Raw genomic sequence first — 23,399 nt, forward strand, 5'->3', positions numbered from 1 at the left:
AGGAGAATTTGTGGCAAAAGACGATGTCATTGAGATTGATGGAAATGTTGTTGAAGCACTGCCAAATGCAACTTTTAAAGTTGAGCTCGACAACAAACATATAATTTTATGTCATATCGCCGGAAAGATGAGAATGCATTATATAAAGATAATGCCTGGCGACCGCGTAAAAGTAGAACTTACGCCATATAGCCTAGACAAGGGCAGGATCACTTATAGATATAAGTAAATTTGATTTTGTGGCAAATATGCTAAGTAAATTTAAAGCTGGCTTTGGATAAAATCCAAGCTTTGCGAAAAGCTGTATGAAGAATTATTTTCAAAGTTCCCCACTTATTTTGAAAATAGTTGGTTTAAATTATTTCTTTAGACCTGATGCAGCCCCTAAAAAAGTGGAATAAATTTTTAGGAGACTAAAATGAAAGTTCGTCCTTCTGTAAAGAAGATGTGTGACAAATGTAAAATTGTCAAACGTAGTGGCATAATTCGTGTTATCTGCGAAAATCCAAAACATAAACAAAGACAAGGATAAGGCATGGCACGTATTGCAGGTGTAGATTTACCAAACAAAAAGAGAATCGAGTATGGTTTGACTTATATCTATGGTATAGGTCTTTATAAATCTCGTCAAATTCTTGACGCAGCTGGAATTTCTTACGACAAGAGAGTTTATGAGCTTAGCGAAGACGAAGCAGCAGCTATCCGTAAAGAAATTCAAGAGCACCACGTCGTTGAGGGTGATTTGAGAAAACAAGTTGCTATGGATATCAAAGCTCTTATGGATCTTGGAAGTTATAGAGGTCTTCGCCACAGAAAAGGTCTTCCTGTTCGTGGTCAAAAGACTAAAACTAATGCTAGAACCAGAAAAGGCAGACGTAAAACTGTCGGCGCGGCTACTAAGTAAGGCAAGGGTTAAAGGATAATAAATGGCGAAAAGAAAAATTGTTAAGAAAAAAGTAGTTAGAAAAAGTATAGCCAAAGGTATCGTTTATATCAGTGCAACATTTAACAATACTATGGTAACTGTAACTGATGAAATGGGAAATGCTATTGCATGGAGTAGTGCAGGCGGCTTAGGCTTTAAAGGTAGTAAAAAATCAACTCCTTACGCAGCTCAACAAGCAGTTGAAGACGCTTTAACAAAAGCAAAAGAGCACGGCATTAAAGAAGTTGGCATTAAGGTTCAAGGTCCAGGTAGCGGACGTGAAACGGCTGTTAAGAGTGTAGGTGGTGTAGAGGGTATAAAAGTAACTTTCTTCAAAGACATCACACCTTTACCACACAATGGTTGCAGACCGCCAAAACGCCGTCGCGTATAATTAGAGAAAATTAGGAGAAATTATTATGGCTAGATATACAGGACCTGTTGAAAAATTAGAAAGACGTCTTGGTGTGTCTCTTGCGTTAAAAGGCGAAAGAAGACTTGCTGGTAAAAGTGCTTTAGAAAAAAGACCTTATGCACCAGGACAACATGGACAAAGAAGAGCAAAAATAAGCGAATATGGCTTACAACTTCGTGAGAAGCAAAAAGCTAAATTTATGTATGGCGTTTCAGAGAAACAATTTAGAAGATTGTTCCAAGAAGCAGCACGCCGCGAGGGCAACACTGGTGCTCTTTTGGTTCAACTACTAGAGCAGAGATTAGACAATGTTGTTTACAGAATGGGCTTTGCAACGACTCGTCGTTTTGCTCGTCAGCTTGTAACTCACGGACATATTTTAGTAAATGGCAAGAGAGTGGACATCCCATCTTACAGAGTGGAACCAGGCTCTAAAGTAGAAGTTGCTGAGAAATCTAAAAACAATCCACAAATCGTTCGTGCGATCGATCTTACAGCTCAAACTGGCATCGTTGCATGGGTAGACGTGGAAAAAGAGAAAAAATTTGGAATTTTCACTAGAAATCCAGAAAGAGAAGAGGTTATTATTCCTGTTGAGGAAAGATTTATAGTAGAGCTTTATTCGAAATAATAGAGGGTATAAAGATGAGAAAGATTACTACATCAGCTTATATGCCAACTGAAATAGAAGTTAAAAGTGTTAGCGAAAATGTTGCTAACATTACAGCATATCCTTTTGAAGCAGGTTATGCTGTTACTTTGGCTCACCCACTACGCCGTCTTCTTTACACAAGTACAGTAGGTTTTGCTCCTATTGGTGTCAAGATAAAAGGTGTTAGCCACGAATTTGATAGTATGCGCGGCATGCTTGAAGACGTAGCGTTTTTTATTATAAATTTGAAGAAGATCAGATTTAAATTAAAAAGTAGCAGTGAGCGTGAAGTTATAGAGTATAGCTTTAAAGGACCAAAAGAGATAACTGGCGCTGACCTAAATAACGACCTAGTCGAGATCGTTAATCCAGATGCATATCTTGCGACTATCAACGAAGATGCTGAGCTAAATTTCTCAGTTATCATCCAAAAAGGTATCGGATATGTTCCTAGTGAAGAGATCAGAGAAGAGATCGAAGACGACTTTATCGCACTTGACGCTTTCTTTACACCAGTTAAAAAGGCAGTTTACGATATACAAAATGTCTTGGTTGAAGACGACCCAGACTATGAGAAGATCGTATTTACGATAACAACTGATGGTCAAGTTGGTCCAGTAGAAGCTTTTAAAAATTGTTTAGAAGCTATGTATCAACAAATGTCAGTATTTAAAGGAATTTTGGATATTGATGTTAGCGCTCCAGTTGCTAGCTCAAGCGCAAGCGGCGAGTTCTCAAAGCTACTTTCTAGTGTAGAAGATCTAAATTTAAGCGCTAGAAGCTTTAACTGCCTTGATAAGGCTGAGATTAGATTTATCGGTGAGCTTGCGTTGATGGACGAAAACGAGCTTAAAGAGCTTAAAAATTTAGGTAAAAAATCTCTTGAAGAGATAAAAGCGGTTATGGAAGAGATAGGCTATCCAGTTGGTGTTGATGTGTTAAAAGATAGCAAAGAGCAACTCAGAAAGAAAATAACCGAGCTAAAATCACAAATGAGTGCAAAAGAATAAAAGGACAATAGATGAGACATAAACACGGATATCGTAAACTTGGTAGAACGTCATCTCATAGATCTGCATTGCTTAAGAATTTAGCGATAGCTATCATCAAAAGCGAAAAGATAGAGACAACTTTACCAAAAGCAAAAGAGCTTAGAAGCTATGTTGAAAAGCTTATCACAAGAGCTAGAAAGGGCGACTCAAACGCTCACAGAGCAGTATTTGCTTCTTTGCAAGACAAAGAGACTACAAATAAACTAGTTACTGAAGTAGCTCCAAAATTTAAAGAGCGCAACGGTGGCTATACAAGGATCATCAAAACTCGTGTTCGCAGAGGCGACGCAGCAGAGATGGCTTATATAGAGCTAGTAGCTGAATAATCCCCAGAGAGCCTATCTGGCTCTCTTTTCTTTCTAAATTTATCTTTTTACGTTTTATAAATTTTCATTTTTAAAAGCTTTTTAAAATTATCCGCCCTGTTTCCTAGCAAATTTTCAAGTTAGAACGCTATAAAATTTGTTTTTTGGTGTTTGGGGTTTGTGGGCTGGAGTTAGTGCAAATTTATATAGTGGTTTTAGAATGTAAAATAGGCTAGGCGACCATAGTATCAAATTTAATGTATTTCAAATTTCTAAAACGAGCTTACAAATTTCTATATTTTTTAAATTGAACCATTCTATGTTGTAGTAAATTTGCAAGTTAGAACATTATAAATTTTAGTTTTTCGAAGTATTTAGGTAATTGACGCAGAGTTAGTGAAAGTTTATATAGACGTATTAAAACAAAATTGACTAGACGCTCATAATATTAAATTTAATGTATTTCAAATTTCTAAAACGACCTTGCAAATTTATAGCTTAAATTTATCCTATTAAATTTTAATGCCAAAGCTATAAATTTCTGAATTTAAGCTAGCTATTCTTAGTTAGTTTTAAAGAGCAATTGCTAGATATTTATAAGGAGAAAACAAAATTTCAAAATGGTCCATCTTGTGTTATAAATTTCCCAACTTTGCCCAAAAGATAAATTTTGCTTTCCTTTAAATTTACGACCCAAAATGATATAAATTTCTAAATTTAGAGCCAGCTTTTTAAATTTTCGGTGTTGTGCCGAGCTATGGGCTTGGCAGGTGGTGTTTTTGTGGTGGTTGTGGTGCAAATTTACAAGGAAGTTTGTGGAGTTTTAATAGCAAGGGGGCGTATACTTGAAATATTAAATCGCATGCGGTATAAATTTCTAATAGACTATCTTAAATTATAAATTTAACCAGTTTCACCAAAAATAAAATTTCAAATTCTAAATTTTGACAATGTAAAAAGCATAAACTAGTAGCTTCTGCGCCACTCGTGCCAAACGATGCAACACTACTTTTCACAAACGCAGGCATGGTGCCATTTAAGAGCATTTTCACAGGCGAAGTGCCACGTCCAACGCCACCTATCCGTACCAGCTGTCAGACCTGCATAAGAGCTGGCGGAAAGCACAACGACCTTGATAACGTCGGCTACACAGCACGTCACCACACATTTTTTGAGATGCTTGGAAATTTTAGCTTTGGCGAATACTTCAAAAAAGAGGCGATCGCCTACGCTTGGGAATTTGTCATAGAGGTGCTAAAACTACCAAAAGATAAGCTCTATGTTACAGTTCATGAGACTGATGATGAGGCGTTTGAAATTTGGAGCTCACACATCGCAAAAGAGAGAATTTACCGCTTTGGCGACCATGATAACTTCTGGCAGATGGGCGATACTGGACCATGCGGCCCTTACAGTGAAATTTCACTATCAAGGCTGACCGGTTATGCGAGCGAAGATGGCACAAATTTGATATGAAATGATCTGCGATATGGCAAAATACGAGCTAAAGCCAAAATCAAAAATACGAACAAAATACAATAAAACCAAACCTAGCTCAGGTAAATTTCTAAAAAGCAAATTCTAAATTTATCCAGTCCCAAACCAGCCTAAATTTTACTCTGAAAGAGACGATATTTGTTTTAACTATCTTACAAAGGATTTGAGATGATAGGTGGCGTAAATGGAGCTAATGTAAATTTATATAGCGGCTTTCAAAACATTAGAGAGCAAAGCGCTAGCCATATCAGGCCTAGCACAGACGAAAATTCCTTAAATTTATCATCTCAAAAATTAGTTCAAAACGCCAACCAAAGCAGCGATCAAATAAAATTTCACAAAGATGATGAGCCGCTAAAATTTGCTAAAGACTACTCGCTCACAGGCATAGCTGCTAATGGCAAGATAAGCATCTGGGGCAAACTCATGGGATACGACAAGCAAATGAGCCAAGACGAGATAGATGAGCTTAAAAGCTTTGTTAGTCAGACCGAGGCGCTTGGCTTTGGAAGGCTTTACGAATCGATTATCGGATACTATCCAACAAACGTCGATCTCTTCGCAAAAGAGTACACGTCAAAAGATGATAGCGGCACCTTGCTCGGACTTGGCCGCAAGAGCCATGTGGAGGGCTTTGAGATACTTGATAAGGACCTGAGCGTCGAGGAGTTTAAAGATAGGTGGCTGGACTATGCGCTGAGGCAATATCTTGGCGAGAGGGTCGGCGTGGAGAGCATTACAATAGGCAAGAAGGCTATCTCAATGCTAACTAGCACAAACAAGCCACCGATCGAATATGAGACAATGCAAAGTATAAATTTCACTGACGATGAGAGCAGGCAGAGATTTTTAACGCTTATGAAGGCTGGCATGAAGAGCGGGGCGAAATTTAAAGAGGTGATAGAGGGCGTGCTGTCACTTTACAATGTGCAAAACACGGACAAGCTTGATGGCAACAAGGTCTATGCCTCGGTGATCGGCCGAAGCGAGAAGCTAGCGACCTACGATATAAATAAGGACGAGAAATTTGCCTATCTTAAGGAGCTAATGCGCCTTGAAAAAAGCGGCGTAGATATACTAAAACTCATAGAAAAGACGCAGAAAAAGCAAAATTTAGACGTAAAAGTCTAGCTGTTTATAAATTTAACCCCCAAAGCCATCTTTTTACTTTCAAGTGATACAATTTTGATTTTAATTATTACATTTTGCTTTTAAATTTGACGGGAGCTCTTATGAAAAAAGTTGTTTGGTTAAATCCTGTTGTAAAAAACATCTACGACTTTGCAGCACTTAAAGAAATTTTGCAAAACAAAGGTTTTAGCGTAGTAGAGTGCGAAAAAGACCACGTTAAAAGCGTAAAAAACGCATATAAAAACGACCTTGCGCAAAAGGAGCTCATCTTCGATAGCCGATGTCCAAGGGCTGTAAATTTCATCAGGGCAAATTTCAAAGAGCAAGCCGCTCTCATATCAAATTTAAACCCCATTTTGATAGAGAGCGCGCTTGAGCTTAGCGCAAAGCTAAAAGAGGACGAGTGGCTTTATGCGACGACACCTTGCGAGGACTTAGCTCAGCTAGGTAGAGGGCTAAATTTAGCGCGAACTACATTTTTGACGTGGAAAAGCTTTAGGGAGCAAAACGCTATAAATTTAAAGATGAAAAGGCTAGGGGCAAGCCCGATACCGCCTGGCTTTTTTACAAATTTGGGCGTAAAAACACTAAGCCTTAGCAGTAAAGAGAAGATACAAAACGCCCTTTCATATAAATTTAGCGAGCTTAAAAACTACCAGATCATCGAGCTTTTATACTGCGAAAACGGCTGTCACAACGGAGATGGACTGTGAGGGAAATTTTTAAAAAGAGCATTTTAGTTCTCGTGATCTTTGCTATCTGGCAGGTCGTTTGCAAGCTAGAAATTTTTACGCCATATATCTTGCCAAGCCCGGTGACGACCTTTAAGACGATGCTTGGCATGATTCAAAGCGGCGAGCTTGCTACGCATACTATCATCAGCTTTAAGCGCATATTTGCAGGATATGCTCTCTCCTTTGCCCTAGCGCTAGTTCTTGGCGGCATAGCGGCACTTTTGCCAAAGATAAGCGTTTATTATGAGTGGATACTGGAGTTTTTTAGAAATATCCCGCCGCTTAGCCTCATTGCCATTTTGGTGCTTTGGTTTGGTATAAACGAGACGCCAAAGATCATCATTATCATCCTAGCCTCATTTTTCCCGATGTTTCTTAGCATTTCAAAGGGGCTAACGAGCTGCGATATAAAGCTCATCGAGGTTGGCAAAATTTTTGGCTTTAGCAAATTTGAGATTTTTTACAAGATCATCTTAAAAAGTGCGCTAAAAGATATCTTTGTCGGCATGCGAATAGGCTTTGGCTACGCCATGCGTGCGATCATTGGAGCTGAGATGATAGCGGCTTCAAGCGGTCTAGGCTACTTGATACTCGACGCGGAGGAGCTTTCACGCGCGGATAGGATATTTGTAGGTATTTTTACGATCGGCATTTGCGGCGTGCTTATAGATAGGATATTTTTACTTTTGATAGCAAAATTTAGCCTTTTGCGAGGTGAGAAATGATAGAAATTTCAAATTTATCCAAGCATTTTTTTATAGGCGAAAAGCGTATCGACGTTTTGAGAGAGCTAAATTTAAGTATAAAAAAAGATAAGATCACCGTCATACTCGGCAGAAGCGGTTGTGGCAAAACTACGCTTTTACGCCTCATCGCTGGCCTTGAGAGCATTAGCCAGGGCGAGATAAAATTTAAAGAGCAAGCAAAGATCGGCTTCGTTTTTCAGGAAGCCCGCCTTATGCCCTTTTTAAACGTCTATGAAAACATCGTATTTGCGCTTAAAAAGCAGGAGATCGAGCCAGCGAAGATAGAGGCTCTCATATCGATGATAGGGCTTAGCGACTTTAAATTTGCCGCAGTTTCGCAGCTCTCTGGCGGTATGAGCTCGCGCGTTTCGCTTGCAAGGGTGCTTGCGTATGAGGCAAATTTGATCCTTATGGACGAGCCGTTTGCCGCGCTTGATGCATTTACTAGAGCTAGCATGCAGGCTGAAATTTTAAAGATAAAGGCTGGCAAAACCATCATTTTTGTCACGCACAACATCGACGAGACGCTATTTTTGGCGGATGAGATCATCTTGCTTGAAAAGGGTGGGATAAAGTCAAGCTACGATCTATCAAATTTAGTAAGACCAAGAGATCTGCTAAGCGAGGAGCTAATAGCGATAAAACGCAAAATTTTGAGTGAAATTTAGGCAAATAAAATGATAATTAAAACCAAAATGAAGCAAAAGATTATATAATCTTGAAAATTTTAAAGGAGCAAATATGAGAAAGTTTTTTAAGGTTTTGTGTGCGGCCTCTTTGTTTTGCTTAGTTGCAAACGCAAGCGAGGGCTTAGATAAGATCGGCATGACCTACGTAAAATCGCCACTAAACGTCCCATCAATCGTCGATAAATTTAAAGGCTTTTACGCGAAGTCTTTTGGCGTGCCGGTTGAGTACTCTGAGATCACCTCAGGTGCGAAGCAGACACAAGCTCTCGCATCAAATTCGCTCCAGTTTTTAAACTGCGTGGGCGGCACTTCGGTCATACTAGCAGCTGCAAATAAGGCTGATATAAAGATCATAAGCGCCTATTCAAGGGCGCCAGAGGCCTTTGTCATATTTTCTAAAGATAAAAACATCAAGTCGCCAAAAGATCTAAAAGGCAAAAAAGTAGCAGGCCCAAAAGGCACTATCCTAAACGAGCTTTTGGTTAGATACCTAGCGCTTGGCGGACTTCGCATAAACGACGTAGAGTTCATCTCTATGGGTATCCCAGCTGCGCAAGCTGCAGTAGAAAACGGCAGCGTCGATGCAGCGCTTCTTGCAGGACCAGCGGCCTACAACGCTCAAAAATCAGGCCTAAATGTAGTGACAACTGGCAAAGGCGTCATCACTCCAGTCATAGTCACGGCAACAAGCGGAGAGTTTTATAAAAAGCATAAAGACATAGTTGAGAAATTTAAAAAGGCTCAGGATGAAATTTTGGCCTACATCAAAGCAAACGAGGACGATGCGCTTAAATTTACGGCTGAAGAGACTGGGCTTAGCATAGAGGCGGTAAAGAGCATGTATCCTCAGTACGACTTTAGCTCAAAGATCACGGCTGATGATATAAAAGCGCTTGAAGCTACGCAAGAATTTATGCTTGAAAGCAAGATGATAGAGCATAAAATCGATATAAAATCACTTCTACTAAACTAAATTTAAAGGGCAAATTTGCCCTTTTTTCTCACAAAAAACCACCAAAATTTAAAGCCAAAACGCCACCAGTAAAAGCCTAGAAAACGTTTGTTTGCACTTTATCTGCTATAATAGCTAAAAAATTTAAGGAAAAAATATGATCCCATTTAGTGATGAAGAGCTTTTAAAACCAGTGACTGCGAGTTTGCAAAAGGTGCTACCTATGCTTGAAAATGATGGCGGCGGCATGGAACTACTTGGCATAAAAAATGGCAAAATTTACGTAAGGCTCACAGGACATTGTCACGGATGTGCGGCCAGCACGACCACGCTAAAATACGGTATCGAAAGGCAACTTCGCATCGACATTCACCCAGAGCTTGAGGTCATAAACGTCCCAATAGGCGAGGAATTTAACATTGATAGATTATAAAAAAGTAGGCATAAAGCACTTTAAGCGCTCTAAATTTAAAGATGCGATCTTTTACTTTTCGCTAGCCTACGAGAAGACACGCGAGAAGGATCTGCTATTTTTGATACAAATTTGCTCTCTTGGCGAGGAAAATGCCGAGGAGGCAAAGCTCTTGTTTGACTACTACATGGCTAAGGTAAGAGCCGGCGAGGACGACGAGGGCGTGGAGGAAATTTTAAAAATTTTAGAGTCCAGAGACGAGGAGAGCGAGTACTTTGAAGAGCAAGACGCGATCAGCTACGAGGACTTTAAAAGGGCTGTTTATAAGGACGGCAGCTTTAAAAAGGTCTTTGAAAACATCATGTTCTCAACCAAGGTGATGATCTCAAACAAAGACGATTTTTTGGAATTTTTAGGAAATTTGATAAAAAATGACTTCATCGATATGAGCATGAACTACCTTGAGAGTGCGGCGGTGATGTTTGGCGGCGACGAGCGTATAGATCAGCTTTTTAAAGAGATACAAAAAAGACAAAACGATGAAAATATCAGTAGAAAATAGCTTCATAACAGATGACTCAAACGAGTGCGAGCAGGGTGCATACTTTGTGCAAACCACTGCAAATGCGAAATTTGCAGAGGACGCGGTAAAAAAGGGCGCTAAGATAATCACCCTTGAAGAGTGCAAAAAGCTTTTAAAAATAGACGAAAGCTTAAAAATAGTTGGCATCACAGGGACAAATGGCAAGACTACGACGGCTGCGGCTATCTATGAGACCATGCGAAATTTAGGCAAAAAATGCGGCCTAAGTGGCACCAGGGGGGCTTTTATAGAGGGCGAGCAGATAGATGACAAGGCGCTTACGACAAGTGCCATTTTAAAGACGCTTTCATACCTCAAAGTAGCTAGCGAACAGGGCTGTGAGTACTTCGTGATGGAGGTTAGCTCACACGCGATCGCTCAAAAACGCATAGAGAGCTTAAATTTTGCTCTTAAAATTTTTACAAACCTAACGCAAGATCACCTAGACTACCACAAGAGCATGGAGGAGTACGCAAGGGTAAAATCAAGCTTTTTTGACGATGAGAGCGTAAAGCTCATAAACATTGACGATGGTGGCGTTAAATTTAACCCAAAAAACGCCTACACATACGCGATCAAAAAGCCAGCCAGCTTCTCGCCGATAGTTTATGGGCTAAAGGACGGCATAGACGCAGTTATCAAGACGCCAAATGGTGATGTGGAGATAGACTCAAGCCTTCAAGGTGAGTTTAATCTCTACAATCTAATCGCAGCTCTTGGCGCAGTTTGCCTGCTAGAGCGCCCAGACGCAGCCGCACTTTCAAAGGCGATAAGTAAATTTAAAGGTGTGAGTGGCAGGATGGAGGTCGTTAGCACCGATCCGCTAGTCATCGTGGATTTTGCCCATACGCCTGATGGCATAGAAAAGGTGCTAAACTCGCTTAGACATCTAAATTTGATCGCAGTCTTTGGTGCAGGCGGCGACAGAGATAGGACAAAGCGCCCTAAAATGGGAGCGATAGCCCAAAAATACGCAAGAATTTGCATCATTACAAGTGACAATCCAAGAAGCGAGGAGCCAGAGAGCATAATCGATGAAATTTGCGCTGGTATGAGCCAAAATGAAAATTTGATACGAAACGCCAACCGCAAAGAGGCGATCGCGCTAGCCATTAGCAAGCTTGAGCCTGGCTGGGCGCTTGTCATACTTGGCAAAGGCGACGAGCCATATCAGGATATAAAGGGCGTCAAGCATCCATTTAGCGACAAAGAAGTGGTGCTTGAAATTTTATGTAGATAACTTTTGAAAGGAAAAATGATGAAAATTTTAAATTTAGCCTTTACGGCTACTTGCGTTGCACTATTGCTAGGATGTACCACTGCTCAAAAAGAGCCGCAAAAGCTACAATCTAGCGCAAACCAAAAGAGCTATCTGGTGAGCAACCTACCTCAAAATATAGAGTATGACGGCCAAATTTATCACCAAAAATACCAAAATGAATTTACGGTGGAGTATTATTTGGAAGATGAGGGCGGCTATGGATGGAGTAAGCTAATCAGCGTTACCTATGCGCCAAGCATCAAAAACATAGATGATTTTATAACAGCGATAAAAAAAACCACAGATCCAAAAAAGGGCAAATTTAAGATAGAAAAGATAGGTAGCGACAGCTCTTACCGTGAGGAAATTTACTATCCAGAGCCAAATAATCCAAAATTTAACAGCTACGAGATAACACTAGATGTTACAAAAACGAGCGAGTGTGGGCTAGTCGGCGTATCTTTTGCTAGAAATTTCAAAACTCTTGACGAGCTAGAAAAGACGCTAAAGGCAGAGAAACTAAACGAGAAATTTTTAGCAAACAGACCAGTGATAGAGTGCAAATAAACTAAACAAGGCAGAAAATGACAATAGAAATTTTAGCTAGTAAGATCCACAGAGCCGTCGTAACAGACGCAAATTTAAACTATGTTGGCTCGATCAGCATCGGCGAGGAGCTTATAAAAGCTGCAAATTTGATAGAAAATCAAAAGGTTGAAATTTTAGACGTAAATAACGGCGAGAGATTTGCCACCTACGTGATAAAGGGCAAAAAAGGCGAAATTTGCCTAAACGGCGCAGCTGCTAGAAAGGTCTGCGTTGGCGACGTGGTCATCATCGTGGCTTATGCTAGTATGAAATTTAAAAAGGCTAAGAAATTTAAGCCAACCATCGTGCATGTAAATAACAAAAACGAGATCATAAAGGAGTAGGCGATGTTTGAGGGATTTGACTTTTCAAAGATGGGGCAGATGCTTGAGGATGTGCAAAAGCAGGCCAAGCAGATGGAAGAAGAGAGCAAAAATAAAGAATTTGGCGCAAAAAGCGGTGGCGGACTAGTGAGCGTTAGAGCAAACGGCAGCGGCGAGATACTTGATATCAGCATAGATGATAGCTTGCTTGAAGATAAAGAGAGCATGCAAATTTTGCTAATAAGCGCCGTAAATGACGTGCTAAAATCAGTTGAGGCCGATAAGAAAAACACCGCTTCAAGGATGCTTGGCGGCCTTGCTTCGATGGGGATAAAATGAGACTAAAATATAAATTTGCCCTTGCTTTTTTGCTATCAGCGCTTTGCCTAAACGCCGATCCTAGGCCTACGCAAGAGGACTTTAACGCCTGCTTTGAAAAGAACAAAAACTCAATCGTCTCGGTAAATAAACACTTTGGCGTGGCTATCACTAAAAATTTGATCGCAGTGCCAAAAAGTGACGGAGCTCCGCTTGGCGAATATGTCAAATTTGACCCATATTTGCAGCTTTTCTTAGTCCGCTCTAGCAAGGAGCTAAGCCCCGTTGTGATGGCTGATGAGACCAACGAGGAGCGCATCAAAAAGAGCACTTGGGTTGGCATCTTAAACGACTCCAACAACACCGTCATGGGTCACATCAAGTCTTTGGGGCAAAATTTAGGCGACTTTGATACGCTAAGCTTCGAGTATAACGCGACTGGCGAGATAAACACGCCTTGCTGTAAGATGATAGGCATAGCTGTTGGAGCTGATAAATTTATACCAAATCGCTATTTAAAGCACTTTGTATCTTACGATGACGTATATTACGGCGATATCGGCGTGAAATTCTTACAAAAAGAGGATAAATTTTTTGTGGGTCTTGTTGATCCACTGGGCCGCGGCAAGATGATGATGGTTGATGATGAGCTTGTTACGATAAATGGCATCAAGCCAAAGAGCCTAAGAGAGCTAAACGAGATGGTGCTTTTTGCTCCAAAAGGCGCAAAACTGGACATCATCGTGAAGCGTGATAGGCAGGAGCTACTCTTTCAAGTCCCAGTAAGTGGGGATGTGAAATTTAACCAAAGCCTAGACATTGACGCCCCTTCAAGCCTTGATCTGCCAAATTTAAATGTCATGCCAAAATCGCCTGAGAGCTTGCTAGATGATAAAGTTTTGGTGGATTATGGTATCACGGTTGATAAAAATTTAGTAGTTACTAAGGTCGAGCCAAAGTCAAATGCCGACATCTTTGGCATCAAGATCGGCGATAAAATTTTAGGCTACAACAAAGAGAGCGTGAGCAACCGCGAGGAGCTTTTAGAAAAGATCGGCGATCTGCAAAATTTCGTGCTTTTATTTACTAGAAACGACTTTCAGTTCTTTGCAAGAGTGCCAAAATGAGCCTACTTGAGGACTTCGTAAAATTTCTAAATGCAAATTTGCCAAAGGCGTCTAGCTTTCATCCTTACTACGAGGAGGCGCTTGGCGTTATTCTAAAGGCTGGAGGCAAGCACTTTAGGGCGCTTTTGCTTCTTGGCGTGGTCGAAAATGTGGATAAAAGCCTCACGCAAAAAGCCATGAGAGTGGCTTTGGGGCTTGAGATGATGCATACATACTCGCTCATCCATGATGATCTGCCATCTATGGATAACGCAAGCCTAAGGCGCGGCACGCCAACGCTTCACGTAACCTACGACGAAACGACTGCGATACTTGCAGGAGATGCGCTAAATACGCATGCTTTTTATGAAATTTCACGTGCCGATTTACCAGCCGACACTCGTATAAAGTGCGTTGAAATTTTAAGCCAAAATGCTGGTGTTAGTGGCATGGTGCTAGGTCAGGCGCTGGATTGTTTTTTTGAAAATACAAATAAAGAGGACATCAAAAGAGCAAAGGCTAAATTTGGCCTCTCTGGCAAGATGCTAAGCCTTGATGAGCTAGTCTTTTTACACATCCATAAAACCGCAAAGCTCATCGCTGCAAGCCTAAAAATGGGCGCTGTGATAGTAAATTTAGACGAAACAGAGCGCGAGAAAATTTATGATATCGGTTTAAAGCTTGGGCTTGCTTTTCAGATACAAGATGATATCATCGATCTTACAAGCGACGAGGCGGCCGCTGGAAAGCCCGTGCATAACGATCTAGCTAAAAACTCATTTACAAATTTACTTGGTCTATCTGGCGCAAAAAAGAAAAAAGATGAGCTAATTAGCGAGATAGAAGAGGCGCTAAAACAGATAGATGCAAACATTGCAAAGATGATCTTAGGGCTTACAGACAAGCATCTAAGATAGCTCGTAAATTTCGTAAATTTATATCACTTTTTAGACATTTTGAGCAAAAACGCAAGGCAAGTTTTAATCACTTTTTTGTATAATCTGACGCAATAAAAAGGAGATCATATGCTAAAAAAACAAGCCGATACTATAAGATTTTTGTGCGCTGATATGGTGCAAAACGCTAACAGCGGACACCCAGGTGCTCCTATGGGCCTAGCCGATATCATGGTGGTTTTAAGCAACTTTTTAAAACACAACCCTAAAAATCCAAAATGGCTAAACAGAGATAGGCTCGTTTTTAGCGGTGGTCACGCGTCAAGCTTGGTCTATAGCTTCTTGCACCTAAGCGGCTACGATCTAAGCCTAGATGAGCTTAAGAAATTTCGCCAACTTGGCTCAAACACCCCAGGACACCCAGAAATTCACACTCCAGGCGTTGAGGTGGCTACTGGCCCACTTGGTCAAGGCGTAGCAAATGCAGTTGGTCTAGCCATGGCAGAAAAGTACGCTGCAAACGTGCTAAATGAGCCAGATAATAAAATAATCGATCATAAAATTTACTGCCTTTGCGGCGACGGCGACCTAGAAGAGGGCATAAGCTACGAGGCATGTTCGATCGCTGGAAATTTAAGACTAGACAACCTTGTGCTCATTTATGATTCAAACAACATCACGATCGAGGGCGACACAGCGATCGCATTTAGCGAGGACGTCAAAGCTAGGTTTGAGGCGCAGGGCTGGGAGGTCGCACGCATCGACGGACACGACTACAACCAGATCGAATTTGCACTTGAGCAAGCAAGCGAGAAAGAGTCGCCATATCTCATTATCGCAAACACACACATAGCACGCGGCGCAATGGAGCTTGAAGGCAGCCACCACAGCCACGGCGCACCGCTTGGCGAAGAGATCATCAAAAAGGCAAAAGCCGCAGCTGGCTTTGATCCTGAGAAGAAATTTGCTATCGATGAGGACGTGCTTTTAAGATTTAGAGGTGCAGTAGAAAAGGGCGATCTTGAAGAGGCTATGTGGAACAAAAAGGTTGAGGCATTAAGCATTGAAGGCAAAAATTTACTAAATTCCCTTCTTAATCCAGACTTTAGCAAGATCGAATTTCCAGACTTTAGCGACAAAAAGCTAGCCACAAGAGATACAAACCATGTTATTTTAAATGAGATAGCAAAAAAACTTCCTGGCTTTATCGGCGGTAGTGCTGATCTTGCTCCTTCAAACAAGACCGAGCTAAAGGGCATGGGCGACTTCCCAAATGGCAAAAACATCCACTACGGCATCAGAGAACACGCCATGGCAGCTATCAACAACGGCATCGCCAGATACGGCCTTTTCTTGCCATTTTCAGCGACATTTTTCATCTTCAGCGACTATCTAAAGCCAAGTGCGAGGATAGCAGCGCTAATGGGCATCAAGCACTTTTTTGTCTTCACGCACGATAGTATCGGCGTTGGCGAAGATGGTCCGACACACCAGCCAATAGAACAGCTTAGCACATTTAGAGCTATGCCAAATTTCTACACTTTTCGTCCGGCTGATGGCAACGAAAATGCAGCTAGCTGGCATGCGGCGCTAAATTTAAACGCTCCAAGTGCCTTTGTGCTTAGTCGCCAAGGGCTTGAGCCACTTGCAAAAGGCGAATTTGGCGAGGTTGGCAACGGCGCATATCTGCTAAGCTCGGCAAAAGATGCGAAGATAACATTTATAGCAAGTGGCAGCGAAGTCTCACTCTGCGTAAAAGCAGCTGCAATTCTAGCTGAGCAAGATATCGGCGCAAATATCGTATCAGCGCCTTGTTTTGACCTGCTTTGCGAGCAGCCAGCTGAGTATGTGGCTAGAATTTTAGATAAAAACACAACGATCATCGCAGTTGAGGCCGCAACTGGCTATGAGTGGTATAAATTTGCCGACGCAGTTTATGGTATGAACAGCTTTGGCGCCAGCGGCAAGGCGAACGAGCTATTTGATCACTTCGGATTTACTCCGCAAAAGCTTGCAAATTTTGCTAGCGAACTTATATAAAATTTAACTTTGGGGAGTAAAATCCCCAACTGCAATCTACAATCAAAAAAGGCATTTTATGGAAATTTCTCACGTTATCGTTTTGGCCTTGGTGCAAGGCATAAGCGAATTTCTGCCTATTTCAAGTTCAGCTCATCTCATCTTGGTGCCAAAGCTACTTGGCTGGCCAGATCAAGGGCTTGCTTTTGACGTGGCAGTGCATGTTGGTACGCTAAGCGCGATACTTTTTTATTTTAAAGATACGATTTTTAAGCTACTTCGCGACTTTTTTGCCTCGATCGCGCAACGAAAGATGGTGGGCGATAGCCTGCTTGTCTGGTGCGTTGGATTTGCTACTATCCCAGTTGGCATTTTTGGACTTTTGTTTAACAATATGATCGAAGAGTACGCAAGAAGCGGCGTTGTGATCGCTGTTACTACGATCGTCTTTGGCATCGCACTTTACTTTGCTGATCTTCGCTCGACAAATAAAAGCGAATACGAAATGACCATAAAATTTGCTCTTATCATCGGTTTAGCACAGGCTGTGGCGCTCATCCCTGGCGTCTCAAGATCAGGTATAACGATGACAGCAGCCTTATTTTTAGGATTTAGCCACAAAGGCAGTGCAAATTTCTCATTTTTGATGTCGATCCCAGTCATCATCCTAGCTGGCGGACTTGAGAGTATCAAGCTTATAAAAGATCCAAACGCCTTGCCTTGGAGTGACATCGCTCTTGGCGTTATCATAAGTGCAGTTAGTGCTTATATTTGCGTGAAGCTATTTATGGGGATCATCTCAAGGATCAGGATGCTACCTTTTGTCATCTACCGCTTGATATTGGGTGCGTTTTTGCTCTATCTATTTTTATAAATTTAAGTTGTAAAATGGCTAGGCTAAGACCTAGCCAAAATGATAAATTTGCCAAAAAGCTTGGCAAATTTACTCCTCTTTTTTATCTTTTTTTATGACGTTTAAAAAGTCTTTTGCGGCTTGATAGGCTCTATCGCCAAATTTCTTAGCTTCTGTTTTTATATCCATTTGTTTGATATCTTCAAGCTTGTCGTTCGCCTTTTTCTCAAACTCCGCGATATCTTGTTTGAGGCCTTCAAGCTTATCATTTGCGTCAAAATTTAGCTTTAGCTTTTTGCTTTTGTCGTTTAGTTCTTGCTTTAGAGCTTCAAATTTATTATTTGCCTCGCTCATAAGCTTTGCAACGCCGTTTGATTTTAGCTCTTCAAGCCTTGAGCTGATCTGCTCTATCGCTTGATCGCTTATGCGTTTAAATTTTGCTAGATTTGTGTCAAGCTCGCTATTTATCACGCTTTCGATCTCGCTTTTAGCTACGCCATCAAATTCGTTTTCAAGCTCTTTAAGAAGCGCTATAAACTCTTCATCTACGTTTTTTAAATTTAAAAGCTGTGAGTTTAGCCTTAGCTCGTCTGGAGCAAATTTAGCCTCATCTTTTAGCTTTTCAATAGCTTTTAAAATGCCATCTCTCGTGCCATTTATCGCGCCTTTTATGAGCTCTTTTGCAAAGATATGCCCCTCATTTGCTAAATTCCCCGCTGCACTGATGATATTTTTTGAAATTTCAAACATTCGCTCTTTGCTAAACTCCCCGCCTCTTATCGCAGAATAGGTCATATTTTTAGCTATCGCGCCAGCGGTCTCTTCTACGTCCTTTGCGCCCTCAAGCGTCGTTAGAAAGGCGATTTGAGCGCTCTCTTTTAAGATGCCAAGCATTCTCGTTTCTCTAATGATCGCATTGTTTAAAAGCTCTAAAATTTCCTCTTTTTCACCAAAATTTCTATCTTTTACGACCTCTTCAGCCGCTTCAAATGAAATTTTTAGCCTATTTTTTATCTCTTCTCGCTTTGCCTCGATGGCTCTATTTATCTCATCTCTTTTATCAAATAGCTCATAAAGCTCCTTCTCTTCGCCGCTAACTAGAGCTTGATTTATCCCCTCCATCGCGCTTTTTAGATTTTTGGCATTTATGAGGCTCTCTTTGTCCATCTTGTTGTAAAGCTCATTCATCTTTTGCTTCAAAAGATCAGGCAGTGCGTTTTCATCTTTGTCTGAGACGTCCTTAAAAAAGTCGTTGCAAAGAGCTTTTATGCTAGTTAGTAGCCCCTCGCTTTCTTTATAATCACGTAAATTTTGTTCAAGTTTATCCATATTTTTGCCTTATAAAACGTATTTTGCTTCGTGTTTTAGTGCTGAAAATATCTCCAGCCTCTCTTCTTCGCTCAAAACTAGCACCGCCAGATCATAGCTCGCGTACTTTTTATCCTTGCTAAATTTAGAAAAAACTAGCATAAATTCCCTATCTTTTACTATATCTTTCACCTTTGCCTCTGCCTCATCACTCGCATCAAAGATCACTTTGTACTCCCAGTGTGTTGGGTAGTCGATCTTTGGTTTTTTATTATTTAGATCGCATATACTCGCCACTTTTGCCTCCTTTTTTGCTCTCTAGTACGATGTTGCCGATCTCCATACCTTTATCTATGGCTTTTACCATATCATAAATAGTAAGAAGTCCCACGCTTACGCCTGTTAGCGCCTCCATCTCGACGCCTGTTTTGCCCTCTATCTTTACGCTTACAAAAAGCTTAAAAGCGCAAATCTCAGGCAGCTCCTCGATGTCACAATCCACGCCCAAAATGGCCAGTGGATGGCACATAGGTATTAGCTCGCTTGTCTTTTTAGCGCCCATTATCGCAGCGACAACGGCTGTTTGTATGACTGGGCCTTTTTTGCCGGTGTTTTCTTTGATCGCCGTAAAGGCCTCTTTGCTCATTTTGATGATCCCGCTAGCTGTTGCTACTCTTTTGGTGGGATCTTTTGGGCTTACATCGACCATTTTTGGACGGTCTTTTTCATCTAAATGTGTTAGCATTATCTCTCCTTTTTTTGGTGGATTATAGCCTATTTAAACAAATTTAAGTTATCAGCAAATTTAAGCAAAAAATATCAAAAATCTAAAATTTAAGCTTTGTTCAAAACGCAAGAGCGATTTTTCATTTCTTAATATAATTATATAATTTAAATAATTTTTTTAAATAAATATTTATAATTTAAATTTTAATGCAAAAAATACCTAAAATACGAATTTTTATAGATAATAAATTTTATTAAAAATATATTTCTATCCATTAAATTCCAAAGTCTATTTATTGTAAATAGCAAAATTTAAAAAAAATTATTGATATTTTTCTTTAAAAGCTTAAGAAAACAAATTAACTTCTAATTTGCTTTTAAGATATGAATATGTATATTTTTGTTAATTTTAAATTTACGATGAAAGCAACCTAGATAATGAAATTTCTGCTATGTCTTAGCTTATCTTTGATAGCGCTTTTTGCCGAGGGTAAGGGCTGTTTCGTCGATGAAAATAGTCAAAACATCATCTTTGTAAAAGATGGCGAGACAAAAAGCCTAGGCTTAAAGGAGAAAATTTACAAAGATCAAAGATGTGCTTTTGATGAGAGCTCTTTTTACGTTGCAAATTTAAACAACGAGATCGTAAAGGTAGCTAGCGAGAAGGAATTTTTATTTGCTCTGCCAAATGTTGGCTGTAAGGTTTCAAATATCTTGCTAGAAAAAGATAAAATTTACGTCGCTTGCGATATGGCAAATGTCGTAACGATCGCCATTTTTGACAAGAGTTCTAAAAAATTTATATCAAAAAATTTTAACAATGTTTATAAAATTTCTAGCTTTTTACCGCTTGGTGAGGGAGCATTTTTTACTAGCTTTAATGGCAAGGCATTTTTGCTTGATAGCAAGCTTGATGTAAAAGAGCAAAAAAACGTTGGTTTTGCGCCAGTGAGCGCTTGTAAATTTAGTGATGATGAAATTTTCATAGGCTTTAAAAATGGAGAAATTTTAGATCTTAAAAGTGGAGCTAAAAAGCAAGTTTTAAGATCTAAAATTTCAGCTCTTGCTTGCGCGGGAGATGAGGTTTTAGTAGCTAGCGAGGACGGAGTGATCTATAAATTTGACAAAAGCTTTAAGCTAAAAGGCAAAAAAGAGCTTTTTAGTGGCGAGATAAAAGAAATTTTTATAGATAAAAACGTGCTTGTTGGCGTGGATCTAGGCAATAAGACAAAGAGTTTAGAGATAAATTCATTTTAAAAAGGAGAGTAAATGCAAAAGTTATTTTGTGTCGCAAGTGCTGCACTGCTTGGGCTATCTTTAACTGCTGCTTGTGCTGCTAGTAGTGACCTTGAAAAAGTCATGAAAGAGCGTGGGCTAAGCGAAAAAGATGTCCTTGCAGCTGCTAAGACTTACCAGCCAAGCGGTAAAAAAGATGATTTCATCGTCTTTTCATCTGGCGGGCAGAGTGGTCAAGTACTAGTTTATGGCGTTCCGTCGATGAGAATTTACAAATACATCGGCGTTTTCACCCCAGAGCCTTGGCAAGGATATGGCTATGACGATGAGTCAAAAGCTGTTTTAAAACAAGGCAACATCAGGGGCAAAGAGATAACTTGGGGCGATACGCACCACCCAAATTTCACTGAGAAAAATGGTGAGTATGTTGGTGATTATCTATTTATCAACGACAAAGCAAACCCAAGGATCGCTGTTATAAATTTAAAAGACTTTGAGACAACTCAAATGGTCGTAAACCCTATCATGAAGAGTGAGCACGGCGGTAGCTTCATCACTCCAAATAGCGAGTACGTCATCGAAGCTAGCCAGTACGCAGCTCCACTTGATGATAACTATCACTCAATGGACGACTACGAAGCTGTCTATAGAGGCGCTGTGACATTTTGGAAATTTGACTATCCAAAAGGCAAGATCGACGAAAAAGCTTCTTTCTCACTTGAGCTTCCTCCATACTGGCAAGACCTAAGCGACGCTGGTAAGGGCGAGAGCTACGGCTGGGGCTTTACAAACTCAATAAATAGCGAGATGTATACAGGTGGTATCGAAAAAGGTCTTCCTCCATTTGAGGCAGGTGCTAGTAGAAATGATACTGACTTCTTACACGTTTATAACTGGCAAATTTTAGAAAAACTTGCACAGGATAAGAAAAACTACAAGGTTGTAAATGGTCACAGAGTGGTCACGATAGAAGCTGCTGTAAAAGCTGGAGCACTATTTTTGATCCCAGAGTCAAAGAGCCCACATGGTTGTGACGTAACACCAGATGGTAGATATATCATCGTTGGCGGCAAACTTGATACTCACGCATCAGTTTATGACTTTAAAAAGATCAAAGAGCTAATCGACAAAAAAGAGTACGCTGGCACTGACCCATACGGCATACCTATCTTAGATAGAGAAAAGACAATGCACGGACAAGTAGAACTTGGCCTTGGACCACTGCATACATCATTTGACTCACAAGATGGCGTAGTCTATACTTCACTTTACGTTGATAGCCAAATCGTAAAATGGGACTACAAAAATTTAAAAGTGCTTGATAAAGTAAATGTTCATTACAACATCGGTCACCTTGACACAATGGAAGGCAAATCAGCAAAACCAGTTGGCAAATATGCAATCGCTCTTGATAAACTTTCAATCGATCGCTTCAACCCAGTTGGCCCACTCCATCCACAAAACCACCAGTTAATAGACATCAATGGTCCAAAAATGGAGCTAATCTATGATATGCCTATCCCACTTGGTGAGCCACACGACGTTGTCTCAATCGCTGCTAGCAAGTTAACTCCAGCGCTTACATACAACATGGGTACAAACTCAAGAACAGGCGAGGCTAGCCCATACGCAACTCTAGCTGGTCAAGAAAGAGTTGAGAGAAACGGCAAAAACGTAACTGTCTATGCGACAATGATCAGAAGCCACATCAACCCAGAGCACATCGAGGTAAATAAAGGCGATAACGTAACTATCCACCTAACAAACCTAGAGCGCGCTCAAGATGAGACTCACGGCTTTGGCATCGACCTTTACAACATCCACGCTTCACTAGAGCCTGGTAAAACTGCTTCAGTAAATTTCGTAGCTGATATGGAAGGCGTCTTCCCATACTACTGCACCGAGTTTTGTTCAGCACTTCACCTAGAGATGATGGGTTACTTACTTGTTAAAGATCCAAATAAAAAATATGAATCTGCAAAAAATAGCAAGCTAAAAACTCTAAGCCCAGAGGCTCTAAAAGCTGAGTACGACAAAGTAATCGCAACTAACAAAGCAACTGATGATGTTATCCAAGAGGTTGTTAAATACCTAAAAGAGAAACATTATGAGAAATATCCAAAAGTAAAAGCTTTGGTTGATGACGCACTTGATCAATACGGCCACATCAAAGAGGTAAAAGCTAAAGCTGACGAAGCTTACAAAAAAGGCGACGTAAATGGCGCTATCCTTTGGGAGTACCAAGTATGGCAATACATGGTAAAAACTGCTGACGTTGGTCTAAGAGCTAAAAACAACCTAGCTAAAGAGATCGCAACTCCGATGAGCCCAGCTGCTGCAAAAGGCGAAGAGGCTTATCTAAAAGGCGGATGTAATGGCTGCCACGTTATCGGTCAAGTAAGCTCAGGCCCAGACCTAACTGGTGTCTTGCTAAGACATGAAAACGGCGAAAAATGGGTAGCAGACTTCATAAAAGACCCTGCTAAATTCTATAACGATGACTACGTTAAAGCGATGATTGACTTCTTTAAACTTAGAATGCCAAATCAGCACATGAGTGACGAAGAGATCAAAAACATCATCCAGTATCTAAAATGGATAGACGAAAACGCAGGCATGTAGTTTTAAGGGGCATTTTTGCCCCTTTTAAATTTTAAAATTTAACTTTTTGC

27 protein-coding genes and 1 pseudogene are annotated in these 23,399 nt (G+C 40.6%); 25 read left to right on the forward strand and 3 right to left on the reverse strand.

Annotated elements, in window-relative coordinates:
• Window positions 1-10 precede the first annotated feature (10 nt).
• From infA to F3G88_RS09900, 23 genes and pseudogenes are all read left to right on the forward strand, one after another.
• Window positions 11-229 carry a translation initiation factor IF-1 gene (gene infA, locus F3G88_RS09790; protein ID WP_002848031.1) on the forward strand — a complete coding sequence of 73 codons (219 nt, stop codon included), beginning with the start codon at window positions 11-13 and terminating at the stop codon, window positions 227-229.
• A 189-nt stretch (window positions 230-418) separates the two neighbouring features.
• Window positions 419-532: a 50S ribosomal protein L36 gene (gene rpmJ / locus F3G88_RS09795; protein ID WP_002941545.1), complete on the forward strand. Its 114-nt coding sequence runs from the start codon at window positions 419-421 to the stop codon at window positions 530-532.
• Window positions 533-535: 3 nt separating this feature from the next.
• Window positions 536-904, forward strand: coding sequence for a 30S ribosomal protein S13 (gene rpsM / locus F3G88_RS09800; protein ID WP_012140556.1), 369 nt, complete (start codon window positions 536-538; stop codon window positions 902-904).
• Window positions 905-926: 22 nt separating this feature from the next.
• On the forward strand, window positions 927-1,319 hold the full coding sequence (rpsK, locus tag F3G88_RS09805) for a 30S ribosomal protein S11 (RefSeq protein ID WP_021092633.1): 393 nt from the start codon (window positions 927-929) through the stop codon (window positions 1,317-1,319).
• Window positions 1,320-1,344: 25 nt separating this feature from the next.
• Window positions 1,345-1,971, forward strand: a complete 627-nt coding sequence (gene rpsD, locus F3G88_RS09810) for a 30S ribosomal protein S4 (RefSeq protein WP_002941501.1) — start codon at window positions 1,345-1,347, stop codon at window positions 1,969-1,971.
• A 14-nt stretch (window positions 1,972-1,985) separates the two neighbouring features.
• Entirely contained in the window at window positions 1,986-3,002 is a 1,017-nt protein-coding gene (locus F3G88_RS09815; RefSeq protein WP_021087222.1) for a DNA-directed RNA polymerase subunit alpha, read from the forward strand.
• 11 nt (window positions 3,003-3,013) lie between these two features.
• Complete coding sequence (rplQ, locus tag F3G88_RS09820) at window positions 3,014-3,370, forward strand: 50S ribosomal protein L17 (RefSeq protein ID WP_002941584.1); 357 nt, start codon at window positions 3,014-3,016, stop codon at window positions 3,368-3,370.
• 933 nt (window positions 3,371-4,303) lie between these two features.
• Window positions 4,304-4,771 (forward strand): annotated as a pseudogene (locus F3G88_RS09825) (alanine--tRNA ligase-related protein); the annotation flags it as partial.
• A 243-nt stretch (window positions 4,772-5,014) separates the two neighbouring features.
• On the forward strand, window positions 5,015-5,977 hold the full coding sequence (locus F3G88_RS09830; RefSeq protein WP_103574233.1) for a Cj0814-related protein: 963 nt from the start codon (window positions 5,015-5,017) through the stop codon (window positions 5,975-5,977).
• Window positions 5,978-6,078: 101 nt separating this feature from the next.
• On the forward strand, window positions 6,079-6,690 hold the full coding sequence (locus tag F3G88_RS09835; RefSeq protein ID WP_103574234.1) for a hypothetical protein: 612 nt from the start codon (window positions 6,079-6,081) through the stop codon (window positions 6,688-6,690).
• Window positions 6,687-7,436 (forward strand): ABC transporter permease, encoded by a 750-nt coding sequence (locus F3G88_RS09840; RefSeq protein ID WP_103574235.1) that lies wholly within the window; start codon window positions 6,687-6,689, stop codon window positions 7,434-7,436. Before F3G88_RS09835 ends, F3G88_RS09840 begins: the two co-directional genes overlap by 4 nt.
• On the forward strand, window positions 7,433-8,125 hold the full coding sequence (locus tag F3G88_RS09845; protein WP_149716057.1) for an ABC transporter ATP-binding protein: 693 nt from the start codon (window positions 7,433-7,435) through the stop codon (window positions 8,123-8,125). Before F3G88_RS09840 ends, F3G88_RS09845 begins: the two co-directional genes overlap by 4 nt.
• Window positions 8,126-8,198: 73 nt before the next feature.
• The gene (locus F3G88_RS09850) at window positions 8,199-9,119 is read left to right on the forward strand and encodes an ABC transporter substrate-binding protein (RefSeq protein ID WP_149716058.1); all 921 of its coding nucleotides are present in this window, start codon (window positions 8,199-8,201) and stop codon (window positions 9,117-9,119) included.
• A 136-nt stretch (window positions 9,120-9,255) separates the two neighbouring features.
• Complete coding sequence (locus F3G88_RS09855; protein WP_103574238.1) at window positions 9,256-9,531, forward strand: NifU family protein; 276 nt, start codon at window positions 9,256-9,258, stop codon at window positions 9,529-9,531.
• Complete coding sequence (locus tag F3G88_RS09860) at window positions 9,518-10,072, forward strand: histidine kinase (RefSeq protein WP_103574239.1); 555 nt, start codon at window positions 9,518-9,520, stop codon at window positions 10,070-10,072. The genes F3G88_RS09855 and F3G88_RS09860 overlap by 14 nt, the downstream gene beginning before the upstream one ends.
• Window positions 10,050-11,333: a UDP-N-acetylmuramoyl-L-alanyl-D-glutamate--2,6-diaminopimelate ligase gene (locus F3G88_RS09865; protein ID WP_149716059.1), complete on the forward strand. Its 1,284-nt coding sequence runs from the start codon at window positions 10,050-10,052 to the stop codon at window positions 11,331-11,333. The genes F3G88_RS09860 and F3G88_RS09865 overlap by 23 nt, the downstream gene beginning before the upstream one ends.
• A gap of 18 nt (window positions 11,334-11,351) precedes the next feature.
• Window positions 11,352-11,921: an HI_0983 family protein gene (locus F3G88_RS09870; protein WP_149716060.1), complete on the forward strand. Its 570-nt coding sequence runs from the start codon at window positions 11,352-11,354 to the stop codon at window positions 11,919-11,921.
• A gap of 17 nt (window positions 11,922-11,938) precedes the next feature.
• Window positions 11,939-12,286 (forward strand): aspartate 1-decarboxylase, encoded by a 348-nt coding sequence (gene panD / locus F3G88_RS09875; RefSeq protein WP_103557800.1) that lies wholly within the window; start codon window positions 11,939-11,941, stop codon window positions 12,284-12,286.
• 3 nt (window positions 12,287-12,289) lie between these two features.
• Complete coding sequence (locus F3G88_RS09880) at window positions 12,290-12,604, forward strand: YbaB/EbfC family nucleoid-associated protein (protein ID WP_002941513.1); 315 nt, start codon at window positions 12,290-12,292, stop codon at window positions 12,602-12,604.
• Window positions 12,601-13,710 carry a DUF7488 domain-containing protein gene (locus tag F3G88_RS09885; protein ID WP_149716061.1) on the forward strand — a complete coding sequence of 370 codons (1,110 nt, stop codon included), beginning with the start codon at window positions 12,601-12,603 and terminating at the stop codon, window positions 13,708-13,710. The genes F3G88_RS09880 and F3G88_RS09885 overlap by 4 nt, the downstream gene beginning before the upstream one ends.
• Entirely contained in the window at window positions 13,707-14,606 is a 900-nt protein-coding gene (locus F3G88_RS09890) for a polyprenyl synthetase family protein (RefSeq protein WP_149716062.1), read from the forward strand. The genes F3G88_RS09885 and F3G88_RS09890 overlap by 4 nt, the downstream gene beginning before the upstream one ends.
• A 108-nt stretch (window positions 14,607-14,714) precedes the next feature.
• Window positions 14,715-16,625: a transketolase gene (gene tkt / locus F3G88_RS09895; RefSeq protein ID WP_149716063.1), complete on the forward strand. Its 1,911-nt coding sequence runs from the start codon at window positions 14,715-14,717 to the stop codon at window positions 16,623-16,625.
• A gap of 58 nt (window positions 16,626-16,683) precedes the next feature.
• Window positions 16,684-17,478: an undecaprenyl-diphosphate phosphatase gene (locus tag F3G88_RS09900; protein WP_103574245.1), complete on the forward strand. Its 795-nt coding sequence runs from the start codon at window positions 16,684-16,686 to the stop codon at window positions 17,476-17,478.
• Window positions 17,479-17,547: 69 nt separating this feature from the next.
• On the opposite strand, the gene F3G88_RS09905 is transcribed toward F3G88_RS09900, so the two are convergent.
• From F3G88_RS09905 to moaC, 3 genes are read right to left on the reverse strand one after another with little or no spacing between them, the layout of a single operon-like run.
• The gene (locus tag F3G88_RS09905; RefSeq protein WP_103574246.1) at window positions 17,548-18,786 is read right to left on the reverse strand and encodes a hypothetical protein; all 1,239 of its coding nucleotides are present in this window, start codon (window positions 18,784-18,786) and stop codon (window positions 17,548-17,550) included.
• A gap of 9 nt (window positions 18,787-18,795) precedes the next feature.
• Entirely contained in the window at window positions 18,796-19,062 is a 267-nt protein-coding gene (locus F3G88_RS09910) for an HP0495 family protein (RefSeq protein WP_103574247.1), read from the reverse strand.
• Complete coding sequence (gene moaC, locus F3G88_RS09915; protein WP_180995527.1) at window positions 19,037-19,513, reverse strand: cyclic pyranopterin monophosphate synthase MoaC; 477 nt, start codon at window positions 19,511-19,513, stop codon at window positions 19,037-19,039. Before moaC ends, F3G88_RS09910 begins: the two co-directional genes overlap by 26 nt.
• A gap of 416 nt (window positions 19,514-19,929) precedes the next feature.
• Here moaC and F3G88_RS09920 point away from each other — a divergent pair, with 416 nt between their 5' ends.
• Both F3G88_RS09920 and nosZ read left to right on the forward strand, forming a co-directional pair.
• Window positions 19,930-20,748 carry a PQQ-binding-like beta-propeller repeat protein gene (locus F3G88_RS09920; RefSeq protein WP_149716064.1) on the forward strand — a complete coding sequence of 273 codons (819 nt, stop codon included), beginning with the start codon at window positions 19,930-19,932 and terminating at the stop codon, window positions 20,746-20,748.
• Window positions 20,749-20,760: 12 nt separating this feature from the next.
• Entirely contained in the window at window positions 20,761-23,349 is a 2,589-nt protein-coding gene (gene nosZ, locus F3G88_RS09925; RefSeq protein WP_021089247.1) for a Sec-dependent nitrous-oxide reductase, read from the forward strand.
• Window positions 23,350-23,399: the final 50 nt, after the last annotated feature.

Source organism: Campylobacter concisus (assembly GCF_902460675.1).
Lineage (GTDB): Bacteria > Campylobacterota > Campylobacteria > Campylobacterales > Campylobacteraceae > Campylobacter_A > Campylobacter_A concisus_AJ.